Annotated in this window: 12 protein-coding genes; 7 read left to right on the top strand and 5 right to left on the bottom strand. The window is 62.4% G+C overall.

What is annotated here, in order from left to right; all coding sequences use genetic code 11:
* The gene (locus tag PVV54_RS20855) at nt 1-4,236 is read left to right on the top strand and encodes an RHS repeat-associated core domain-containing protein (protein WP_274907048.1); all 4,236 of its coding nucleotides are present in this window, start codon (nt 1-3) and stop codon (nt 4,234-4,236) included.
* Nucleotides 4,214-4,651: an NTF2 fold immunity protein gene (locus PVV54_RS20850; protein WP_274907047.1), complete on the top strand. Its 438-nt coding sequence runs from the start codon at nt 4,214-4,216 to the stop codon at nt 4,649-4,651. The genes PVV54_RS20855 and PVV54_RS20850 overlap by 23 nt, the downstream gene beginning before the upstream one ends.
* A 312-nt stretch (nt 4,652-4,963) precedes the next feature.
* Here the strand turns inward: PVV54_RS20850 and PVV54_RS20845 are convergent, their stop codons facing one another.
* The 4 genes from PVV54_RS20845 to PVV54_RS20830 form a co-directional block, all read right to left on the bottom strand.
* Nucleotides 4,964-9,490 carry a hemagglutinin repeat-containing protein gene (locus tag PVV54_RS20845; protein ID WP_274907046.1) on the bottom strand — a complete coding sequence of 1,509 codons (4,527 nt, stop codon included), beginning with the start codon at nt 9,488-9,490 and terminating at the stop codon, nt 4,964-4,966.
* Nucleotides 9,491-9,517: 27 nt separating this feature from the next.
* Nucleotides 9,518-11,173 (bottom strand): ShlB/FhaC/HecB family hemolysin secretion/activation protein, encoded by a 1,656-nt coding sequence (locus tag PVV54_RS20840; RefSeq protein ID WP_274907045.1) that lies wholly within the window; start codon nt 11,171-11,173, stop codon nt 9,518-9,520.
* A 160-nt stretch (nt 11,174-11,333) separates the two neighbouring features.
* Nucleotides 11,334-11,879, bottom strand: a complete 546-nt coding sequence (locus PVV54_RS20835) for a L,D-transpeptidase family protein (RefSeq protein WP_274907044.1) — start codon at nt 11,877-11,879, stop codon at nt 11,334-11,336.
* 20 nt (nt 11,880-11,899) lie between these two features.
* Nucleotides 11,900-12,451, bottom strand: a complete 552-nt coding sequence (locus tag PVV54_RS20830; RefSeq protein WP_274907043.1) for an NUDIX hydrolase — start codon at nt 12,449-12,451, stop codon at nt 11,900-11,902.
* Between the two features lie 123 nt (nt 12,452-12,574).
* On the opposite strand from PVV54_RS20830, the gene PVV54_RS20825 reads away from it, so the two are divergent.
* The 5 genes from PVV54_RS20825 to purT all read left to right on the top strand — a co-directional run bounded on the left by PVV54_RS20825 (nt 12,575) and on the right by purT (nt 15,731).
* Nucleotides 12,575-13,174: a CoA pyrophosphatase gene (locus tag PVV54_RS20825; protein ID WP_274907042.1), complete on the top strand. Its 600-nt coding sequence runs from the start codon at nt 12,575-12,577 to the stop codon at nt 13,172-13,174.
* Between the two features lie 44 nt (nt 13,175-13,218).
* Nucleotides 13,219-13,743: a gamma carbonic anhydrase family protein gene (locus PVV54_RS20820; RefSeq protein ID WP_274907041.1), complete on the top strand. Its 525-nt coding sequence runs from the start codon at nt 13,219-13,221 to the stop codon at nt 13,741-13,743.
* Nucleotides 13,736-13,936 carry a DUF1289 domain-containing protein gene (locus tag PVV54_RS20815; protein ID WP_274907040.1) on the top strand — a complete coding sequence of 67 codons (201 nt, stop codon included), beginning with the start codon at nt 13,736-13,738 and terminating at the stop codon, nt 13,934-13,936. The genes PVV54_RS20820 and PVV54_RS20815 overlap by 8 nt, the downstream gene beginning before the upstream one ends.
* A gap of 69 nt (nt 13,937-14,005) precedes the next feature.
* Nucleotides 14,006-14,473, top strand: a complete 468-nt coding sequence (locus PVV54_RS20810) for a VUT family protein (RefSeq protein WP_274907039.1) — start codon at nt 14,006-14,008, stop codon at nt 14,471-14,473.
* A 76-nt stretch (nt 14,474-14,549) separates the two neighbouring features.
* Complete coding sequence (purT, locus tag PVV54_RS20805) at nt 14,550-15,731, top strand: formate-dependent phosphoribosylglycinamide formyltransferase (RefSeq protein WP_274907038.1); 1,182 nt, start codon at nt 14,550-14,552, stop codon at nt 15,729-15,731.
* A gap of 111 nt (nt 15,732-15,842) precedes the next feature.
* Here purT and PVV54_RS20800 read toward each other — a convergent pair whose 3' ends face one another.
* Nucleotides 15,843-17,141: an MFS transporter gene (locus PVV54_RS20800; RefSeq protein ID WP_274907037.1), complete on the bottom strand. Its 1,299-nt coding sequence runs from the start codon at nt 17,139-17,141 to the stop codon at nt 15,843-15,845.
* Between the last annotated feature and the right edge of the window lie 101 nt (nt 17,142-17,242).

Genomic DNA, 17,242 nt, shown 5'->3' with positions numbered 1-17,242 from the left:
ATGTTCGAAGCTGCGCGGTTACACGACGAAATCGAACACAGTGGGGCGTTGGCCGGGTTCCTGGTCGGTGCCGTGATTGGCCTGGCCATTGTCACGGCGGCGACCTTCACCCTCTGCACCGCCGGTTTTGGCGGTATTTTGCTGGCGGCGGTCATCGGCATCGGCGCCAGCGCGTTGCCGATGCTGGGCGAATCGCTCGGCATGAAAAACCGCTCACCGGCCGGGCAAATCGAGCGCATTGGCTGCTCACCCAATGTGTTTATAAACGGGCGCAATGCGGCCCACGCCACCCTGAGCACGGCCAAGTGCGAACAGCACCCCATCCCACTGGTCGCCGAAGGCTCGTCCAACGTCTTCATCAACGGGGTGCCAGCGGCGCGCAAAGGCGACAAGCTCACCTGCGGCGCCAGCATTGCCAGTGGCTCCAGCAATGTGTTCATTGGTGGCGGTACCCAGCGTTACCTGTCGGTGGATGACGAAGTGCCGCAGCCGCTGCGCATCACCGTCGACATCCTGATGGTCGTGGCCTCGCTGGGGCGCTCGGTGTGGTCGGTCGGGCAACTGGCGAAGCAGGCCGGCCTCAAGGCAGCCGGGCCTTGTGCACTGCAAGTGGGTGCCACCATTGCCGCCAGCTACCTGGCCGGGCGTTACATCATCGGCCCTGCCGTGGAGCGGGCCATGGGCGGGCTGCTGGGCAACCCGGTCGACCTGACGCGCGGTCGCAAGCTGCTGGCCAACGAAACCGACTTCGTGTTGCCGGGCCTGATGCCCATCGAATGGTCGCGCTTCTACGCCAGCGACCTGACCGCCCCCAGCGTGCTGGGCCAAGGCTGGATCCTGCCGTGGGAGCAAACCCTGCGCCGCAGCGGCAGCTTCGTCTACCACACCGACAACCAGGGCCGCAGCGTCCCGTTCATCGACCTGCAGCCCGGCGAAAGCATCTACAACCCCCACGAACGCATTCACCTGGTGCGCACCCAGGGCGGCCACTACCTGCTGCAAACCCTCGACAACGTGTTTTTCTACTTCGGCGAAGTGCCCGCCAACAACACCGCCGTGCCCCTGCAGCGGGTGGAAAACGCCCTCGGCCACTACCTGCACTTCACCCGCGATGCCGAAAACCGCCTGACCGACATCACCGCCCCCGGCGCCGTGCGCGTGCACCTGCACTACGACCACCCGCTGGGCCGGCTCACCGAGGTCAAGCGCGTGGTGGCCGACCACGCCGTCGAAACCCTGGTGCGCTACCGCTACGACGAGCATGGCCAGCTCAACGAGGTAATCAACCGCAACGGCAACGCGGTACGCCAGTTTGCCTACACCGACCAGCTCATGACCCGGCACACCAATGCCCTGGGCCTGATCTGCGAATACCGCTGGGAAACCCTGGCCGGCCAGCCCCGCGTGGTCGAGCACTGGACCTCCGACGGCGAGCGCTACCATTTCAGCTACGACTTCGAGCAACGCAGCAGTTGGGCCACCGACGTGCTGGGCCGCGTGCTGCACGTGCAGTACAACGAAGACCACCGCGTCATCGCCAGCCAGGACTTTGGCGGCGAACACTACGCCATGACGCTGGACGCCACCGGCAACCTGGTCGGCATCCAGCTGCCCGACGGCAATTTGCTCGCGCTCAAGTACGACGAACTCTCCCGGCTGGTCGAAGAAACCGACCCGCTTGGCCGCAGCATCCGCTACCAGTACCACCGCGGCACGCCGCTGATCAGCGAAACCCGCTTCCCCGACGGCAGCGTGTGGCAGGCGCGTTACGACGCCCAGGGCAACCTCATCACCGAGATCGACCCGCTGGGCAACAAAACCCAGTACCTCAACCGCGACGACGGCCTGCCGCACACGGTCATCGACAGCAACTTCAAATCCCGCTACCTGTGGTGGAACGCCTACGCCCAGGTCGAGCGGTTTGAAGATTGCTCGGGCAAACGCACCCACTACCAGTACGACGACCGCCACCACCTCGTCGCCGTGACCGACGCGCTCAACCACACCACCACCCTGCAGCGCAAACCCGACGGCGAAGTGCTGCGCATCGACCACCCCGACGGTACGGCGGAAGCCTTCACCTACAACGCGCTCGGCCAGGTGCTGACCCACACCGACGGCAAAGGCCAGACCACCCGCCTGCAACGCACCTCCCGCGGCCTGCCGGGCAGCCGCCAGGATGCCAATGGCGAGTGGGTGCGTTACGAATACGATCACGCGCAGCGCCTGACCGCGCTGGTCAACGAAAACCACGCCACTTACCGCTTTGCCTACGACGCCTCGGACCGGCTGACGGAAGAAATCCGCGTGGACAACCTGACCCGCCGTTTCAGCTACGACGTGGCCGGGCAGTTGACCCGGCTGGATGAGGTCGGCTGTGGCGACCAGGGTGAGCGGCCCGAGCGCAGCACCCTGTTCGAACGCGATGCCATTGGCCGGTTGCTGGCCAAGGTCACTGACGATGCCCGGCTGGACTTCGAGTACGACCCGGCCGACCGTCTGCTGAGCATCCAGCGCGAACCGACCAACACAGCGCGGAAACGTGGCGTGACCCGGGAGAAGCTGGAATATGCCTACGACATCATGGGTCGCCTGACCGAGGAAATTGCCCCCAACGGCACACTCAAATACGCCTACGACCGCCTGGGCAACCTCACCACCCTGACCCTGCCGGACGGCCGCGCGCTCAACCACCTGTACTACGGCAGCGGCCACCTGCACCAGCTGAACCTCGACGGCCAGGTGATCAGCGACTTCGAGCGCGACGACCTGCACCGCGAGGTCTACCGCACCCAGGGCAAGCTCACCAGCTGCTTCGGCTACGACGCCATGGGCCGCAAGGCCTGGCAATACGCCACGACCCTGCCGGCCGAAAAGCTCTCGCAAATCCAGAACCCCGGCATCCACCCGTCGCTCTACGTGGAACATGCCTACAACCCGATCCACCGCCGCTACCAGTACGACGCCGCCGGCGAACTGGCCCGCACGCTGGACAAGCTACGCGGCGAAACCCGCTACACCTACCAGGCCAACGGCCGCCTGCACAGCAAACACACCGGCTCGCTGCTGGACAGCGAAGAGTTCCGCTACGACCCCGCCGCCAACCGGCTGGACTTCGATGCGCGGCCACTGGCCAAGGTCAAGGACAACCGCCTTCGGGAACTGCGCAATCAGCAGTACCGCTACGACCCCTGGGGCAACCTGATCGAGAAAGGGGACGGGCGCGGCAGCTTCACAAAGCTGGAGTACGACTGCGAAAACCGGCTGACTCGTTCGGACAGGTATGTGGAAGGGCGGTGGGAAAGTAGCGGGGTATACCGTTATGACAGCCTGGGCCGTCGAGTAGCGAAAGAGGTAGAACGCCGGGGCCAGACCGAAGGCCAACCGGAGCAGAAGCACTTCCTGTGGCACGGGCTGCGGATGCTAAGGGAAGAAACGCCCGGGCAGAGCATCTTGTATCTGTATGAACCGGGCAGTTATGCGCCGCTGGCGCGGGTTGATCAAGCCGAAGGCGACGAGCGAAAAGTCTACTACTTTCATACCGACCAGATTGGTACGCCGCTGGAGTTGACGGACAGCGAAGGGGTGATTGTCTGGCAGGCGAAGTATCGGTCGTGGGGGCAGTTGGAGCAGTTGGTCGTCGAGGAGGTGGAGCAGAACCTGCGTTTTCAGGGGCAGTACCACGATGCTGACACGGGGCTGCACTACAACACGTTTAGGTATTACGATCCTGAGGTCGGGCGATTTGTCACTCAAGATCCGATAGGTCTCTCAGGAGGAGAGAATTTCTACAGTTACGCACCAAACTCAAATGGCTGGTTGGACCCACTCGGTTGGTGTGTTTCAACGAACGTGACACGAGGCCCTGCCGGACAGCCGTTGCGAGCGACTGCTACGATCACGCAGGCAGATTTGAGGACGGGCACTGCTACAAATGCGTCTTCGAGGGCGTGGGCCCGAATGATGGGAAATCCAGATGATGACGCGGGACACATCATTGGGAAGCTGCTCGGAGGTTCTGGTGGTACGTACGGAGTGTTTCCCCAGTTTTCCAAGGTCAACCGTGGATTGTTTAGGGATTTTGAAAGGCAAATTGCTAAAGATGTTTTCGAAAAGGGGCCGGTTAATGTTGAGCTGATATTCCAATATGGTGTCGGTGGTACGCGGCCAACCAAAATATCTTATAACGTATTTAGGGACGGTGGGCTTGTAGATGGCAAAGTATTCAGAAATTAGAATTGACGAAGCTTGCTTGGCGGCTCTCGAGAGTTTTGTTTCCGCGATGTTTAAGTGGGAAGCTCAGTATTACGCTGAATCCATTGAAGGTTTTTCAGCTGTCGACGTGAGTGACGATTTGGATCAGCGGATGCGGCGAGATTTGAAAATAATCTTCGAAAGTCACGTAATTGAGCTAGGTAGAAATTATGAACGCGTGGAAAATTTGATTTGTGGTTACCACCCTGAATATGACTTGGATAATGATGAGGTCGTTGCTCTTGAATCAGAAGGTGGTGAAGTTTCTGTCGTAATTACAAAAACAAAAGGTCTCCGCGCCACATTCAAAATAACGCTCGGATTTGTTGAGGGTGTTTGTAAGGTAAAGAGGCGCGAACTGAGTAGTGGGAATGAGTGGATAGAAACCTACATCTAGATACCACGATGTCCACTGTACTCAAGCCAAGCTCAACAGTTGCTTCGGCTACGACGCAATGGGCCGCAATACTTGACAATTGGCCTCGTAACTCCTGCCGGCAAGCTCTTGTGTGTTCTAACCCGGGCCTATTGCCTCACTGCAGTTGAGGACTGGCGCACGGCCCATCAGCAGCCTGCCCAAGCTGCGCCCGTAATCGCGGGAGCTGAGGAGGCCCGGAGATATTGCATGCGCAGGCTCGGCTTGCCGAGACGTCGGTCCGCCCGCAACGTGGCCTGCACATGCTGTTCTCAAAAGTTGGCCAGCCCCACCTCAATTAGCCTTACCCTGCACCCCCGAAACCCACTGCTCACTCCGGTTATGACCACTGGTACGCACCAACCCCAGGTCCAGCGCCTGCTCCCCATCCGCCGCGCCTTTGCCTTTGGTCATTTCGGCAATCGCCGTCCCCAAGTCCGCCAGCGAGTTGGACACATCCACCGACACATCCCGGCGATAATCGCTGCCGCTCAGTGTCTCTTTGGTCACCGTATTGGCCTTCAGCGCTGCCGCCCCCATGGCCGACTGCAACCGTGCACCCACCAGCAGCGCATCACCCCCCACCTGCAGGTCGATGCCGTCACTGCCATTGAGCACTGTCTGTTGCGCGACGCTGTCACGTTTCACGTGGGAGACATCAACGTTAAGGGTGGGCGAAAAGCTGGGGTCCACTTTGCTCAGGGATGACTTGGCCTTGTCGCCGACCTTGCCGGCAAAAGGCCCTGCCAGCGAGGTGGCGGCGTTGACGTAGCCCTGTGGGTTTTTTTCCTGGCTAAGGCGGGCATCCACCTTGACGGTCACGATATCAACACTGTCCTTGCGGCTGGCCACGCGCAGGTCGCCACCGATGTCGCCGGTGATGCGCCCGGCTTCAAGGCTGGCGCCTTCGATGCGGGTGTCGCCGCGGCTTTGCAGGTCGATGTGTTCGGCGCGCAGGTTGCTGGCGTTCCAGGTGTGGTTGTTGCGTTTGTCGAGGTCGACCTGGGCGCGGCCGTGCAGGCTGCGGGTGTTGGTGGCGCCGGTTACCATGCCGAAGCCTGCGCCGGCGGTGATGTCGAGGTTGTTGCGGCGGTCCTGGTCGGAGGAGGCTTCGATCAGCACGCCGCCGCTGTTGGCCTGAATGTCGATTTGCTCTGCCGAGGCCTGCAAGCCTTCCAGGTGCACGGCGATATCCTCGCGCGCGCTGCTGCTGAGGGTAAGTTTGCCCTTGCTCTCGATTTGCGCGTTCACTGCCTGGCGGGCGTCTTCATCCTGTTTGCCGTTGCTGAAATGGCCACCCACGCTACCGCCTTGAGTGGTGCCGGTTTTTACCAGCAACTCCAGCCCGCCGCCAAGGTTGCCACCACTGGCCGTCTGCGTATTGCTGGCAGCCGTGACCTGCAGGCGGCCGCCGCTTTGCAGGGTGGTGTCGCCCACCTTGGCATCGCGGCTACCGATGCGCGTGCCTTCCAGCAGCAGGTCACCTGCACTGTTCAAGCGCACCGCGCCTTTGGCGTCGATTTGCGAAACCTGGGCAATGGCTTGCGCGCTTTGCCGCTGGGCATGGTCGAGGTAGCCACGGCCGTCGACCCCGGTGCTGCCCGGGCGGTTGCCGACTTTTACCCAGGCGTTGCCGTCGAGCTGGCGTGACATTTCCTTGAGGTGGTCTGTCGCTTGGGTCAGCGACAGCGCGCCGTCACTGTGCATCACCACATCGCCCTTGCCGCCGTTGATGCGGGTGCCTTCATACTGGCCATCGCTTCCTAGTTGAACCTGAATGCCTTGCTGGCCATAAAGGCTACCGGCCACCGCATTGCTGCTGACGGTTTGCGTGTTCAGCGAGCCACCATTACCAGCGACGCGAACGTTGAGGTCGCTGCCGCTGCTGGTGTCGACGCGCAGGTCGCCGCCGTAGTTAAGCTTTTGTACGGTGCTTTGATGAGTGTTTTCGGCTGCGCGCAGGGTGTGCTGTTGTGCATCGATCTTCAGGGTACCGGCATTGGCGCGCCAGGCAGTGCCTTGGTCATTGAGGGTGCCTGCCTTGACCTCGACCGATGCACCGGAAAATTCGCTGACCTGGGCGATACCACGGCGCTGGTTTTCCAGGCGTTTGAGGTGGGCGATGGTCATGTCGGCGCCGACGCTGGGGGCCACCATGGCATCCTCCGGCGAGCCTTGCTGAAAGCGCGGGGCTTCATCGCCTTGCACCAAGCGTTCGATGGGGCGGGTGAGGTCGCGGTATTCCAGGCTCGCCCCCAGGCTGCCGGACCAGTCATTGCGCTGTACGTCACGTTCCTCGATGTCCTGCACGGCTCGGTTCTCGATGTGGTTGGCGTCGATCTTCAGGGCCTTGCCTGCTTCGACGCGGGTGGCCTCGGTGACCAGCTTGTCGGTATTCAGCTGCAGGTCACCTTTGGCCATGAGTTCGCTGCCTTGCACCTTGCTGTCGCGCTCGGTAGTCACTTCGCGGTTGTGATGCCCTTCGAACAGGCTGCCCACACGGTCGATGCCGGCCGTGACTGTAAGGCCGCCGCCGCTTTCGGTCAGCGTGTCGGTGGATTCGCGTTCGTTGCGGATGGCGCCAAGGGTGACCTCTTTACCCTTTACATCAAGGTCACCCGCCGTGGCTTCGACCCGAGAGCCGTTCACCTGCAGGTTCGCATCGCTGTTCAGGCTGACCGTCGCACCTTTCAGCTCGCTGGCGGTTTGCGTGGTCTGTTGCTGTTTGCCGGTGCGGCTGGTTACTTCATAGGCCAGGCCTGCGGCGTACTGGCGGGAGCCGGGCTTGCCGTCCTCGGCATCCTGGGTCTGCCCGGCATGGCCCGTGAGGTGGCGTCGCTGGCTGCTGGTCTCGGTGCTTTCAACCGACGCTACGCTGTCGACCACCAAGTCACCTTTGGCTTCAACCTGAAGATGGCCACCCGCTTCGACCTTGGCACCGTGGACGCGCAATTCATCGGCACTGGCCAGGCGCAGATTGCTGGCCGAGCTGACATCGCTGACCAGCACCTGCTGTTGCTGCGTGGTGCTCTCGTGCTTGCTGCCGATCAGCCCGAACAGCTTGCTGTCGCTGTTGCGGTCGGTTGATGTGCGGCTGCCGTGGTCGGCCTCGATAGCCAAGGCACCTTTTTCGCTGTAGAGCACGGCATCCTGGTTGCCATGCACGTTGCTGCCTTTGATGGTGACCTGCTCAGCGCTTACGTCCAGTTTGCCGCCCGCGTTCACGGTGCTGCCAGCCAGGGTCTGGCCTTCGCTGTCATTGCCCTTGCGGTCGCCGAAGAAGGTGCCGGAAACCAGGTCGCCCCGGTAGTTGCGTTGGGTGCCGCGCTGTTCCAGTGCCGCGGTGCCGATGTCGACTTTCCCCGCGTTGATGGCGATGTCGCCTTGGCTGTTCATAGTGCTGCCCTTGACCGTCAAGTCGCCTTTGGCCTTGACGTTGAGGCGTTGGCCATTCAGGGCGCTGCCCTTGGCCGATTCCTGAAACTGGTCAGTGTCGCTGTCGCCGCGCCACAGGTCTTTGCGGTGGCGAATGCGCTCTTCGATACGCTGGCTTTCGGTGCCAGCGAGAATGTTCAGGTTGGCACCGCTGTCCAGGCTCAAGGCGCCGCCTGCTTCGACTTTGGCGGCTGTCATGGTCAAGTCGCCGCCCGACTGCAACGCTATGTCGTCGACAGCCTGGAGTTGAGTGCCACGCAGCTCGCGGCGTGTGGTGGTGCGCTCGCGGTCATAGGTTTCGCGGGTGACGAACAGGAACTTTTTGTTCCAGTTGTCACGTTCGCGTTCGATGTTTTCCCGTGCCTGGGCGTCAAGCGTGAGGGCCTTGCCTGCTTTTATGTCGATGCTTTTGGCCACGCCATCGACTGCGCTCAGGGTGAGGTCATCGGCGGCAGTAAGTCGCAACGTTCCATTCTCGCTGTGCAAACGCCCGGGCTGTTCGGCGCTACCACGTATTTCCAGCGCGCCAGCCGACTGCATGTCGATGCCTTGCCCGGCATTCACATCCACCGCCCCCATGCGCACACCAGCGCCTTCGGCGGTGCTGACCACCCGGATACGCCCGGCGCGCATGGCCCCGAACAGGTTGGCGTCAATGCTCGACGGGGTGCCGGGCAGGTGTTCGATGATTTGGCCATCGTCACGGCTGATCCGGTTGCGGCCAACGGTAACGTTGAGGTCGTGCTTTGCCAGCAGCAGCCCTTTGCTGTTCACCTGTGGTGCAATCAGGTCCAGCGCACCGTCGGCATTGCTCTGCCCGCCACCCAGCACTTGCAGCGTGCCGGTTGCATTGAGCGTATTCAGGTGTTTGAGCTGCTCGTCCTGAAGCTCCGGTGTACCGACCAGAAAGCCCGCACGCGTGGTGTTGATGAAGCTGCCGCCGTTGAGGGTGATGCCGTTGGGGTTGGCCAGGATGTAGTCGGCGGGGCGGCCGAAGATTTCCTGCGGGCCGGCGATCAGCGAGGCGTTGCGGCTGACCACCTCGTTCAGGATGGTCGACGCTGCATGGCCCTGAAACTGCGGGTTGGCGGCCAGGGCGCCAGCCAGTTGAGACTGCCCGGCCTGCAGCGCGTTGTTCATGACAACGCCCGCATTGCCGACGTTGTAGTCAAGGAACTGGTTGTGAGAAAGGCCGCTGCTGTTCGGGGCGACGATGTCGATCACCGGCACCCCGTGGCCTTGGTTGATCAAGGGCATGCCCCCGGGGCCGTTGGTTGCTTCAAGGCCTCCCTGCGCGAGCGCGCTGGCAGAGCCGAGCATTGCCAGGAAGATGGCCCAACGCAAGGTATCAGGGCGGATCGAAGGTAATTGCGAGAGTGTTTGCATTTTCTCGTTCTCTTTGTTGTGGGTGAATCAAATACTCAAGGCCCACTCCAGCACCCAGTAGCCGGGTTCCAGTTGTGAGCGGGGCAGGGCGCTGTTGAACAGGGCGCGCTGGAAGTCCAGGCGCAGGCGGCTCTGTGGCAGGTTCAGTTCGATGCCCGCCGCTGCGCCCATCAGGCGCTGGGAAGGTTGACCTGTGGCCAGGCGAGCCCAGCCATGATCGAGGCCGATGTAGGGGCGCAGTTGCGGGGAGCGTGGCAGTGCCTGGCTGAAGGTGTTGCGCCAGACGGCAGCGTTGGCGCCGGCATGGGTGTGCAGGCGAAAGCCGCGTACGGCGGAGTCGTCGCTCAGCAACATTTGCTCGATGGCCGGCAGCACGTCGCTGCTGTATTGCAGGGCCAGTTCGCTCTGCCAGCGCCATGGCCAGTTGGCAGGCCCTTGGCGCAGGTGCAGCAGGTTGGCGCGGTACTTACGAAAGTCTGGTCGTGGGGCGTCCGCGCGCTGCAAGGGCGTATCGGCGCCCAGCCAACCGGTGCCCTGGGCGACGCCGAGGTAGGCATTCCACAGGCCGTTGTCCAGCCACAGCAGGTTGAGCCCGGCTTCCACTGTGGTGAGCGTGGGGCTTTGCAGGCCGATCACGTTGTCACCCAGGCGGTTGATCAGCTTTTTGCGGTCCAGGCGGGCGCTTGCGCTGACCATGCCGCGCTGGTTGCGCCACAGCAGGCGCTCGGCGCTCAGCCCTTGGTAGCTGCTGTCGCCGTTGCTGTGCAGTGGGGTTTGCTGCAGGGGCGCGTCGTAGCGCAGTTGGCTGGCGTTTAGGGTGAAGGTCCAGGGGCCGTGGGGGAGGCTGTAATACAGCATGGCGCCCTGGCTGCTGCCGGGGGCATCGATGGCTGTGGTGTTCAGCGACAGGCGCAGGTCGTCGTTGAGTTCGAACGGGCTGTCGATACCCAGGCCGAGGGTTACGCGGTGGCGCCCGGTCAGCTCGCTACCACGGTTGTCGAAGCGGCTGTCCAGGTGCCAGCGTGATGCGACCTGTTGCGACTGCAGCATGACCCGCGTACCGCCCTGCATCTGGCCGGGCATCAGGTCGGCACTCACCTCATAGGCGCGCAGGCGGTTGAGCTGGTCCAGGCCTTGCTCAAGTTCGGGTAGATAAAGAGGGTGCCCAAGCACGTCGGGAAAGGCACTGCGCAACGACAGCGGCAACTCGCGGGAGAGTTCCACGGACTCCACGAAGCCTTCGACGATGACGATGTCCAACGGCGCACCATCGTGGGGCGCATGGCGCAGGTAAGGGCGGCTGGTGGGGTAGCCCGCTTGCACGTAATCCTGAGTGATGGCCTTGAGCAGCTGATTGATGGCCTGGATGCCCATGCACGGCTGCACCAAGGCACGAACCGTGGGCTCAAGTGCTGTCGTGCTCAGGCGCTGGTTACCCGCAAGGCGCACACCGCTGACCGGCCAGCAGCGGCTGTCTTGCGTGGTTTCAGGGGTGGGGCTCTCTTCGGTGTCGGGGGATGGCGCCCGCTGCCAGCGTTCAAGCCGCTGTTGCTGTTGAAGCTGCCGCAGTGATTGCTGCTGGTCGCGCAGTTGCTGGCTGGCGGGGTCGTTCGCCCACGCCGAAGGCATGGCCAGCAAGGCTGCAAGGCAGCAGGCAAGGGTGTGGCAGGCTCGGCACGGCATTGAAGCTCCCCGCAAAGGTCGTACAGTTCAAGTACTCGTTTGCGTGGATGCTAAAAATTAAGGCCTTCGTTTGGATGCAGTCTGCTGCCTACGCGAGCGTAGGAGTGTGGAAGAAGTTTGGTGGGACGCTTCCTACAACTTCAGGTGCATCGACGGATAGTCAGGGGCGGATTTCAATCAGTGTGCCGTCGCGCACCAGGTCCCAGACCTCGCGCATGTCCGAGTTGCGCATGGCAATGCAGCCGTCTGTCCAGTCGAGGGTGTGGAAGTACCATTCCGGGTACTCATCGTTGATCGGCGTACCGTGAATCATGATCATGCTGCCTGCGCTTACGCCATCGCGGGTGGCACGGGCGGCGTCGCTGATGTTGGGGTAGGTGATGTGCATGGACAGGTTGAATTTGTCGCTTTCCTTACGCCAGTCAAGCCAGTACAGGCCTTCTGGGGTTTTTTTGTCGCCTTCGCGTTCCTTGGCGCCCTTGGGCTGCTTGCCCAGGGAAATGCGGTAGGTTTTCAGCGGCTCACCGCGGCTGATCAGTTGCAGGCGCCGTTCGGACTTGATCACCAAAACCTTGTCGATCAACGGTTGCATGGCCTGCTGCGATTGCGTCTGCGGCGGCAACGGCTTGCGGATGATGGTTTCGGTGAAGGCCGCCTGGGACACCGAGGTAACGCAAAGGCAGATAAGGGCAAACAACCAGCGCATGAAACGGTATCCTGCAGGCATTAAGTGGTGGGCGAAACGTTCATCGGTGGCAGGTATTCATGGCCCAGAGGGTAGTGCTGCCCGATGCGGTCGCGATAGTAGCATTCTAGTGTGCGTGTGACGGTCCGGAAAGCCAGCTCGCCCCACGGTATCTCGTGCTCCTCGAACAAACGCACCTCAAGGCTCTCGATGCCGATGGCAAAGTCCAGGTCGGCCAGTTCGGCGCGGAAGAACACGTGCACCTGGTTGATGTGCGGCAAATCGAACAGCTGATACAGCGTCATTGTGCCAACGCGGGCACAGGCCTCTTCAACGGTTTCGCGACGGGCGGCCTGATCCAGGGTTTCACCGTTCTCCATGAAGCCTGCGGGTAGCGTCCAGAAACCACGGCGCGGCTCGATGGCGCGGCGGCACAACAGCACCTGGCTACCCCAGGTGGGCAGCACCCCGGCGACGATGTTCGGGTTCTGATAATGAATGGTATGGCAATGTTCGCAGACATACCGCAGGCGGCTGTCGCCTTCGGGGACCCGCTGAATGACCGGTTGGCCGCACGCGCTGCAGAATTTCATGCTTATCTTCCCTTGTGACTGGGCTATCTTGGCGCGCCGGGCAGGGTTGCCGCAAGCGCGGGGCTTGGGTGCTTCGCGGCTTTGGTGCATGATGCAGGCAGGCTTTGGAAACGAGAGTGCGCAATGCTGGACGAGCTACTTCGCCGAATGAGCAACCACCAACCGGCTTCACTGGAAACCGACCGACGGTTCCCCGAGGCGGCGGTCCTTTTGCCCATCACCCGCAGCGAAGCGCCCGAACTGGTTTTAACCTTGCGTGCCAAGGGCCTGTCTACCCATGGTGGTGAAGTCGCCTTCCCGGGTGGCCGTCGTGATCCGGAAGACCCTGATCTGGTGTTTACCGCCCTGCGTGAGGCCGAAGAAGAAATCGGCCTGCCTCCGGGCCTTGTTGAAGTCATCGGCCCTTTGAGCCCGTTGATTTCTTTGCACGGCCTGAAAGTGACGCCATTCGTCGGCTTGATCCCCGATTACGTCGAATACCACGCCAATGATGCCGAGATCGCGGCAGTATTCACCGTGCCGCTGGAGTTCTTCAGGCAAGACCCGCGTGACCACACCCATCGTATCGATTACCAGGGCCGCAGTTGGTACGTGCCCAGCTACCGCTACGGCGAGTACAAGATCTGGGGGCTTTCGGCGATCATGATCGTCGAACTGGTCAACCTGCTGTACGATGCCGGCATCAGCTTGCATCATCCCCCCGAGCGTTTTATCGAAATCTGAGTGGGGCCCACCCCGCCGTCTGCGTTCAATCGTGAGGAAAGCACATGAAATACCGCCTGGGCGACCTGCGGGTCGAGAGCCATCCCACCAGTTGGGCAGCACCCAACGCCACGCTGATCGGCAAGGTGCGCCTGCAGGCCCGTGCCAGCGTTTGGTTTGGCGCGGTATTGCGCGGTGACAACGAGCTGATCGACATTGGTGAAGACAGCAATGTGCAGGACGGTACCGTCATGCACACCGACATGGGCGTGCCGCTCACCTTGGGCAAGGGCGTGACTGTCGGCCATAACGCCATGCTGCATGGCTGCACGGTGGGCGATTACAGCCTGATCGGCATCAATTCGGTGATCCTCAACGGTGCCAGGATCGGCAAGCACTGCATCATCGGCGCCAATGCGCTGATCCCCGAAGGCAAGGAAATCCCGGACGGTTCGCTGGTCATGGGCTCGCCGGGCAAGGTGGTACGCGAGCTGACCGAACAGCAGAAACGCATGCTCGAGGCCAGTGCCGCGCACTATGTACACAATGCCGAGCGTTACGCGCGGGAGCTGGTGGCTGACGATGAGTGAGGTGATTGCCCGCGAACGGGCCGTGGCTTCGCCTTGTGTGAGCATTTGTGCGCTGGATGAGCAGGACATCTGTACGGGTTGCCAGCGCACGGTGGCGGAGATCGGGCGGTGGGGCAGGATGAGTAATGATGAGCGTCGGGCCGTCTTGAAGCTGTGCCATGAGCGCGCCGTGGCAGCAGGCATTGTCCTGTAGGAAGCATGGGCGGCTGCGATTGACTTCAAAATCAAGTAATCTGTGCCGATTGCCCAACGGTCAGCCTAAATGTTCTATCTAGCCGCCTACATCAGCAGCGTGGTGCTGATCAACTACGCCTTCTCCAGCGCCCCGCACCTGGACGTGATCTGGTCCGCCTGGGGTGGGCTGGTGTTCATCCTGCGTGACATGGTGCAAACCCGCTTTGGTCACGGTGCGCTGATCGCCATGCTGTTGGCCCTGGTGCTGTCGTACGTGACCTCCGAGCCAGCCATTGCCCTCGCCAGCGCCACTGCGTTCTTCATTTCCGAGCTGATCGACTGGCTGGTGTTCAGCATCACCCGCCGGCCTCTGCGCGACCGCCTGTGGTTGAGTTCGGCGCTGAGCATCCCGGTGGATACCTTCATCTTCTTCGGCATGATCGGCGCCATGACCCCGGCCGTGATCGGCACGGCCATGGCCTCCAAATTCGCGGGCGTCACGGCGGTGTGGCTGGCGATGGCATTTCGTGCACGGCGCGCTGCCGCGCTCGGCTGATGGTGTAGAATACCGGTCCTTTTTCAGCGGGCGGCGCTAACCCAGGCGCGGCCCCGGACGCCTTCGAGGACCTGAAATGACCCGTATCGGAACCCCATTGTCGCCCACCGCGACCCGTGTACTGCTCTGCGGCTGCGGCGAGCTGGGCAAGGAAGTGGTGATCGAGCTGCAGCGCCTGGGCGTCGAAGTGATTGCCGTGGACCGCTACGCCAACGCGCCGGCCATGCAGGTGGCGCACCGCAGCCATGTGATCAACATGCTCGACGGCGTGGCCCTGCGCGCGGTGATCGAGGCTGAAAAACCGCACTATATCGTCCCCGAAATCGAAGCCATCGCCACCGCCACCCTGGTCGAGCTGGAAAACGAAGGCTTCAACGTTGTGCCCACCGCCCGTGCCACCCAGCTGACCATGAACCGTGAAGGCATTCGCCGCCTCGCGGCCGAAGAGCTGGACCTGCCGACCTCGCCTTACCACTTCGCCGATACCTTCGAAGACTATGCCAAGGCCGTGGCCGACGTGGGCTACCCCTGCGTGGTCAAGCCGGTGATGAGCTCGTCGGGCAAGGGCCAGAGCCTGCTGCGCAGCGATGCCGACCTGCAAAAGTCCTGGGACTATGCCCAGGAAGGTGGCCGCGCCGGCAAGGGCCGGGTAATTGTCGAAGGCTTCATCGATTTCGAGTACGAAATCACCCTGCTGACCGTGCGCCATGTGGGCGGCACCACGTTCCTTGAGCCGGTAGGTCACCGCCAGGAGAAGGGCGATTATCAAGAGTCCTGGCAGCCACAGGCCATGAGCCCGAAAGCCCTGGCCGAATCGCAACGGGTCGCCAAGGCCGTCACCGATGCACTGGGCGGCCGCGGCCTGTTCGGCGTGGAGCTGTTCGTGAAGGGCGACCAGGTGTGGTTCAGCGAAGTGTCGCCGCGCCCGCATGACACTGGCCTGGTTACCCTGATTTCCCAGGACCTGTCCCAGTTCGCCCTGCATGCCCGTGCCATTCTCGGCCTGCCGATCCCGGTGGTGCGCCAGTTCGGCCCGTCGGCTTCGGCGGTGATTTTGCCGGAAGGCCAGTCGCAGCAGACCAGCTTCGCCAACCTGGGGGCGGCGCTGAGCGAGCCGGATACGGCCATTCGCCTGTTCGGCAAGCCGGAGATCAATGGCACGCGCCGCATGGGCGTTTGCCTGGCGCGGGATGAGTCGGTTGAAGCGGCGCGGGCCAAGGCTACCCGTGCTTCGCAGGCGGTGAAGGTCGAGTTCTGATCTGAGATGGTTGGGGCCGCTTTGCGGCCCATCGCGGCTGAAGCCGCTCCTACACAGATCTTTGTAGGAGCGGCTTCAGCCGCGATGGGCTGCAAAGCAGCCCCCAATCACTCAAAGCTCGGTATTACGCGTCTCTTTCAGGCACAACACAGCAATCAAGCTGATCACCGCCGCCACCGACACATAACCCCCCACCCAGCTCAACCCGCCCATGCTCACCAGTTTCTGAGCAAAGAACGGCGCCGCCGAGGCTCCCACGATACCGCCCAGGTTATACGCCGCCGAAGCACCGGTATAACGCACGTGGGTAGGGAACAACTCAGGCAGCAAAGCCCCCATCGGTGCAAAGGTCACGCCCATCAGGAACAGCTCGATGGCCAGGAACAGCGCCACCCCCGTGGTCGACCCCGAAGTCAGCAACGGCTCCATGGTGAAGCCCGATGCCACCGCCAGCAGGCCGCCCACAATCAGTACCGGCTTGCGCCCGTAACGGTCGCTGAGCCAGGCCGATAGCGGTGTAGCCAAGGCCATGAACACCACAGCAAAACACAGCAGCCCCAGGAACGTTTCCCGGCTATAGCCCAGCGTGGTCACGCCGTAACTCAGCGAAAACACCGTCGAGATGTAGAACAGCGCATAGCACACCACCATGGCGGCCGCGCCCAGCAATGTCGGCAGCCAGTACTTGGAAAACAGGTCGACCACCGGCATTTTCACCCGCTCATGGCGGGCTACGGCCTTGGCAAACACCGGGCTTTCTTCCAGTTTCAGGCGCACGTAAAGGCCTACCAGCACCAAGGCAGCGCTGAGCAGGAAGGGAATACGCCAGCCCCACTCGCGGAACTGCTCATCGCTGAGCACCAACGCCAGGGTCAGGAACAGGCCATTGGCCGCCAGGAAGCCAATCGAGGGGCCAAGCTGCGGGAACATGCCGAACCAGGCGCGCTTGCCTTCCGGCGCGTTTTCCGTCGCCAGCAGCGCGGCGCCGCCCCATTCACCACCCAGGCCCAGGCCCTGGCCAAAGCGCAGCAGGCACAGAATGATCGGTGCCCACACGCCGATGCTGTCATAACCCGGCAACACGCCGATCAGCGTGGTGGACACGCCCATCAGCAGCAACGAGGCCACCAGCGTCGACTTGCGCCCGATGCGGTCGCCGAAGTGGCCGAACAGCGCCGAGCCCAGCGGGCGGGCGAGGAAGGCGATACCGAAAGTGAGGAAGGCAGCCAGCATTTGCGCGGTGCCCGACCCGGACGGGAAGAACACCGGGCCGATTACCAGGGCGGCGGCAGTGGCGTAAACGTAGAAGTCGTAAAACTCGATGGCGGTGCCGATAAAGCTGGCGGTGGCTACGCGCGCAGGCGAGTTGACCGGCGCTGCGGGCGCTTCGGCATAGGTGCTGCTTGTCATTGAATAGGTCCCTAACAGTCTGGTCGTGCTCCATGCGCGTGGCGAGTGCCCAGGCAGGCACAACTTCGCAAACGCTGGAGCGCATTGTTCTTTTGCTCGCC

It is taken from the genome of Pseudomonas sp. PSKL.D1 (assembly GCF_028898945.1).
Taxonomy (GTDB): Bacteria; Pseudomonadota; Gammaproteobacteria; order Pseudomonadales; family Pseudomonadaceae; genus Aquipseudomonas.
Note: the sequence above shows the minus strand (reverse complement) of the source record. Positions and strands in the feature narration are given on the sequence as shown.

Coding starts and splice junctions, on each gene's coding strand:
- PVV54_RS20850 (WP_274907047.1), top strand. CDS start 4,214: ATGGCAAAGTATTCAGAAATTAGAATTGACGAAGCTTGCTTGGCGGCT.
- PVV54_RS20825 (WP_274907042.1), top strand. CDS start 12,575: ATGCTGGACGAGCTACTTCGCCGAATGAGCAACCACCAACCGGCTTCA.
- PVV54_RS20830 (WP_274907043.1), bottom strand. CDS start 12,451: ATGAAATTCTGCAGCGCGTGCGGCCAACCGGTCATTCAGCGGGTCCCC.
- PVV54_RS20835 (WP_274907044.1), bottom strand. CDS start 11,879: ATGCGCTGGTTGTTTGCCCTTATCTGCCTTTGCGTTACCTCGGTGTCC.
- PVV54_RS20815 (WP_274907040.1), top strand. CDS start 13,736: ATGAGTGAGGTGATTGCCCGCGAACGGGCCGTGGCTTCGCCTTGTGTG.
- PVV54_RS20820 (WP_274907041.1), top strand. CDS start 13,219: ATGAAATACCGCCTGGGCGACCTGCGGGTCGAGAGCCATCCCACCAGT.
- PVV54_RS20845 (WP_274907046.1), bottom strand. CDS start 9,490: ATGCAAACACTCTCGCAATTACCTTCGATCCGCCCTGATACCTTGCGT.
- PVV54_RS20800 (WP_274907037.1), bottom strand. CDS start 17,141: ATGACAAGCAGCACCTATGCCGAAGCGCCCGCAGCGCCGGTCAACTCG.
- purT (WP_274907038.1), top strand. CDS start 14,550: ATGACCCGTATCGGAACCCCATTGTCGCCCACCGCGACCCGTGTACTG.
- PVV54_RS20855 (WP_274907048.1), top strand. CDS start 1: ATGTTCGAAGCTGCGCGGTTACACGACGAAATCGAACACAGTGGGGCG.
- PVV54_RS20840 (WP_274907045.1), bottom strand. CDS start 11,173: ATGCCGTGCCGAGCCTGCCACACCCTTGCCTGCTGCCTTGCAGCCTTG.
- PVV54_RS20810 (WP_274907039.1), top strand. CDS start 14,006: ATGTTCTATCTAGCCGCCTACATCAGCAGCGTGGTGCTGATCAACTAC.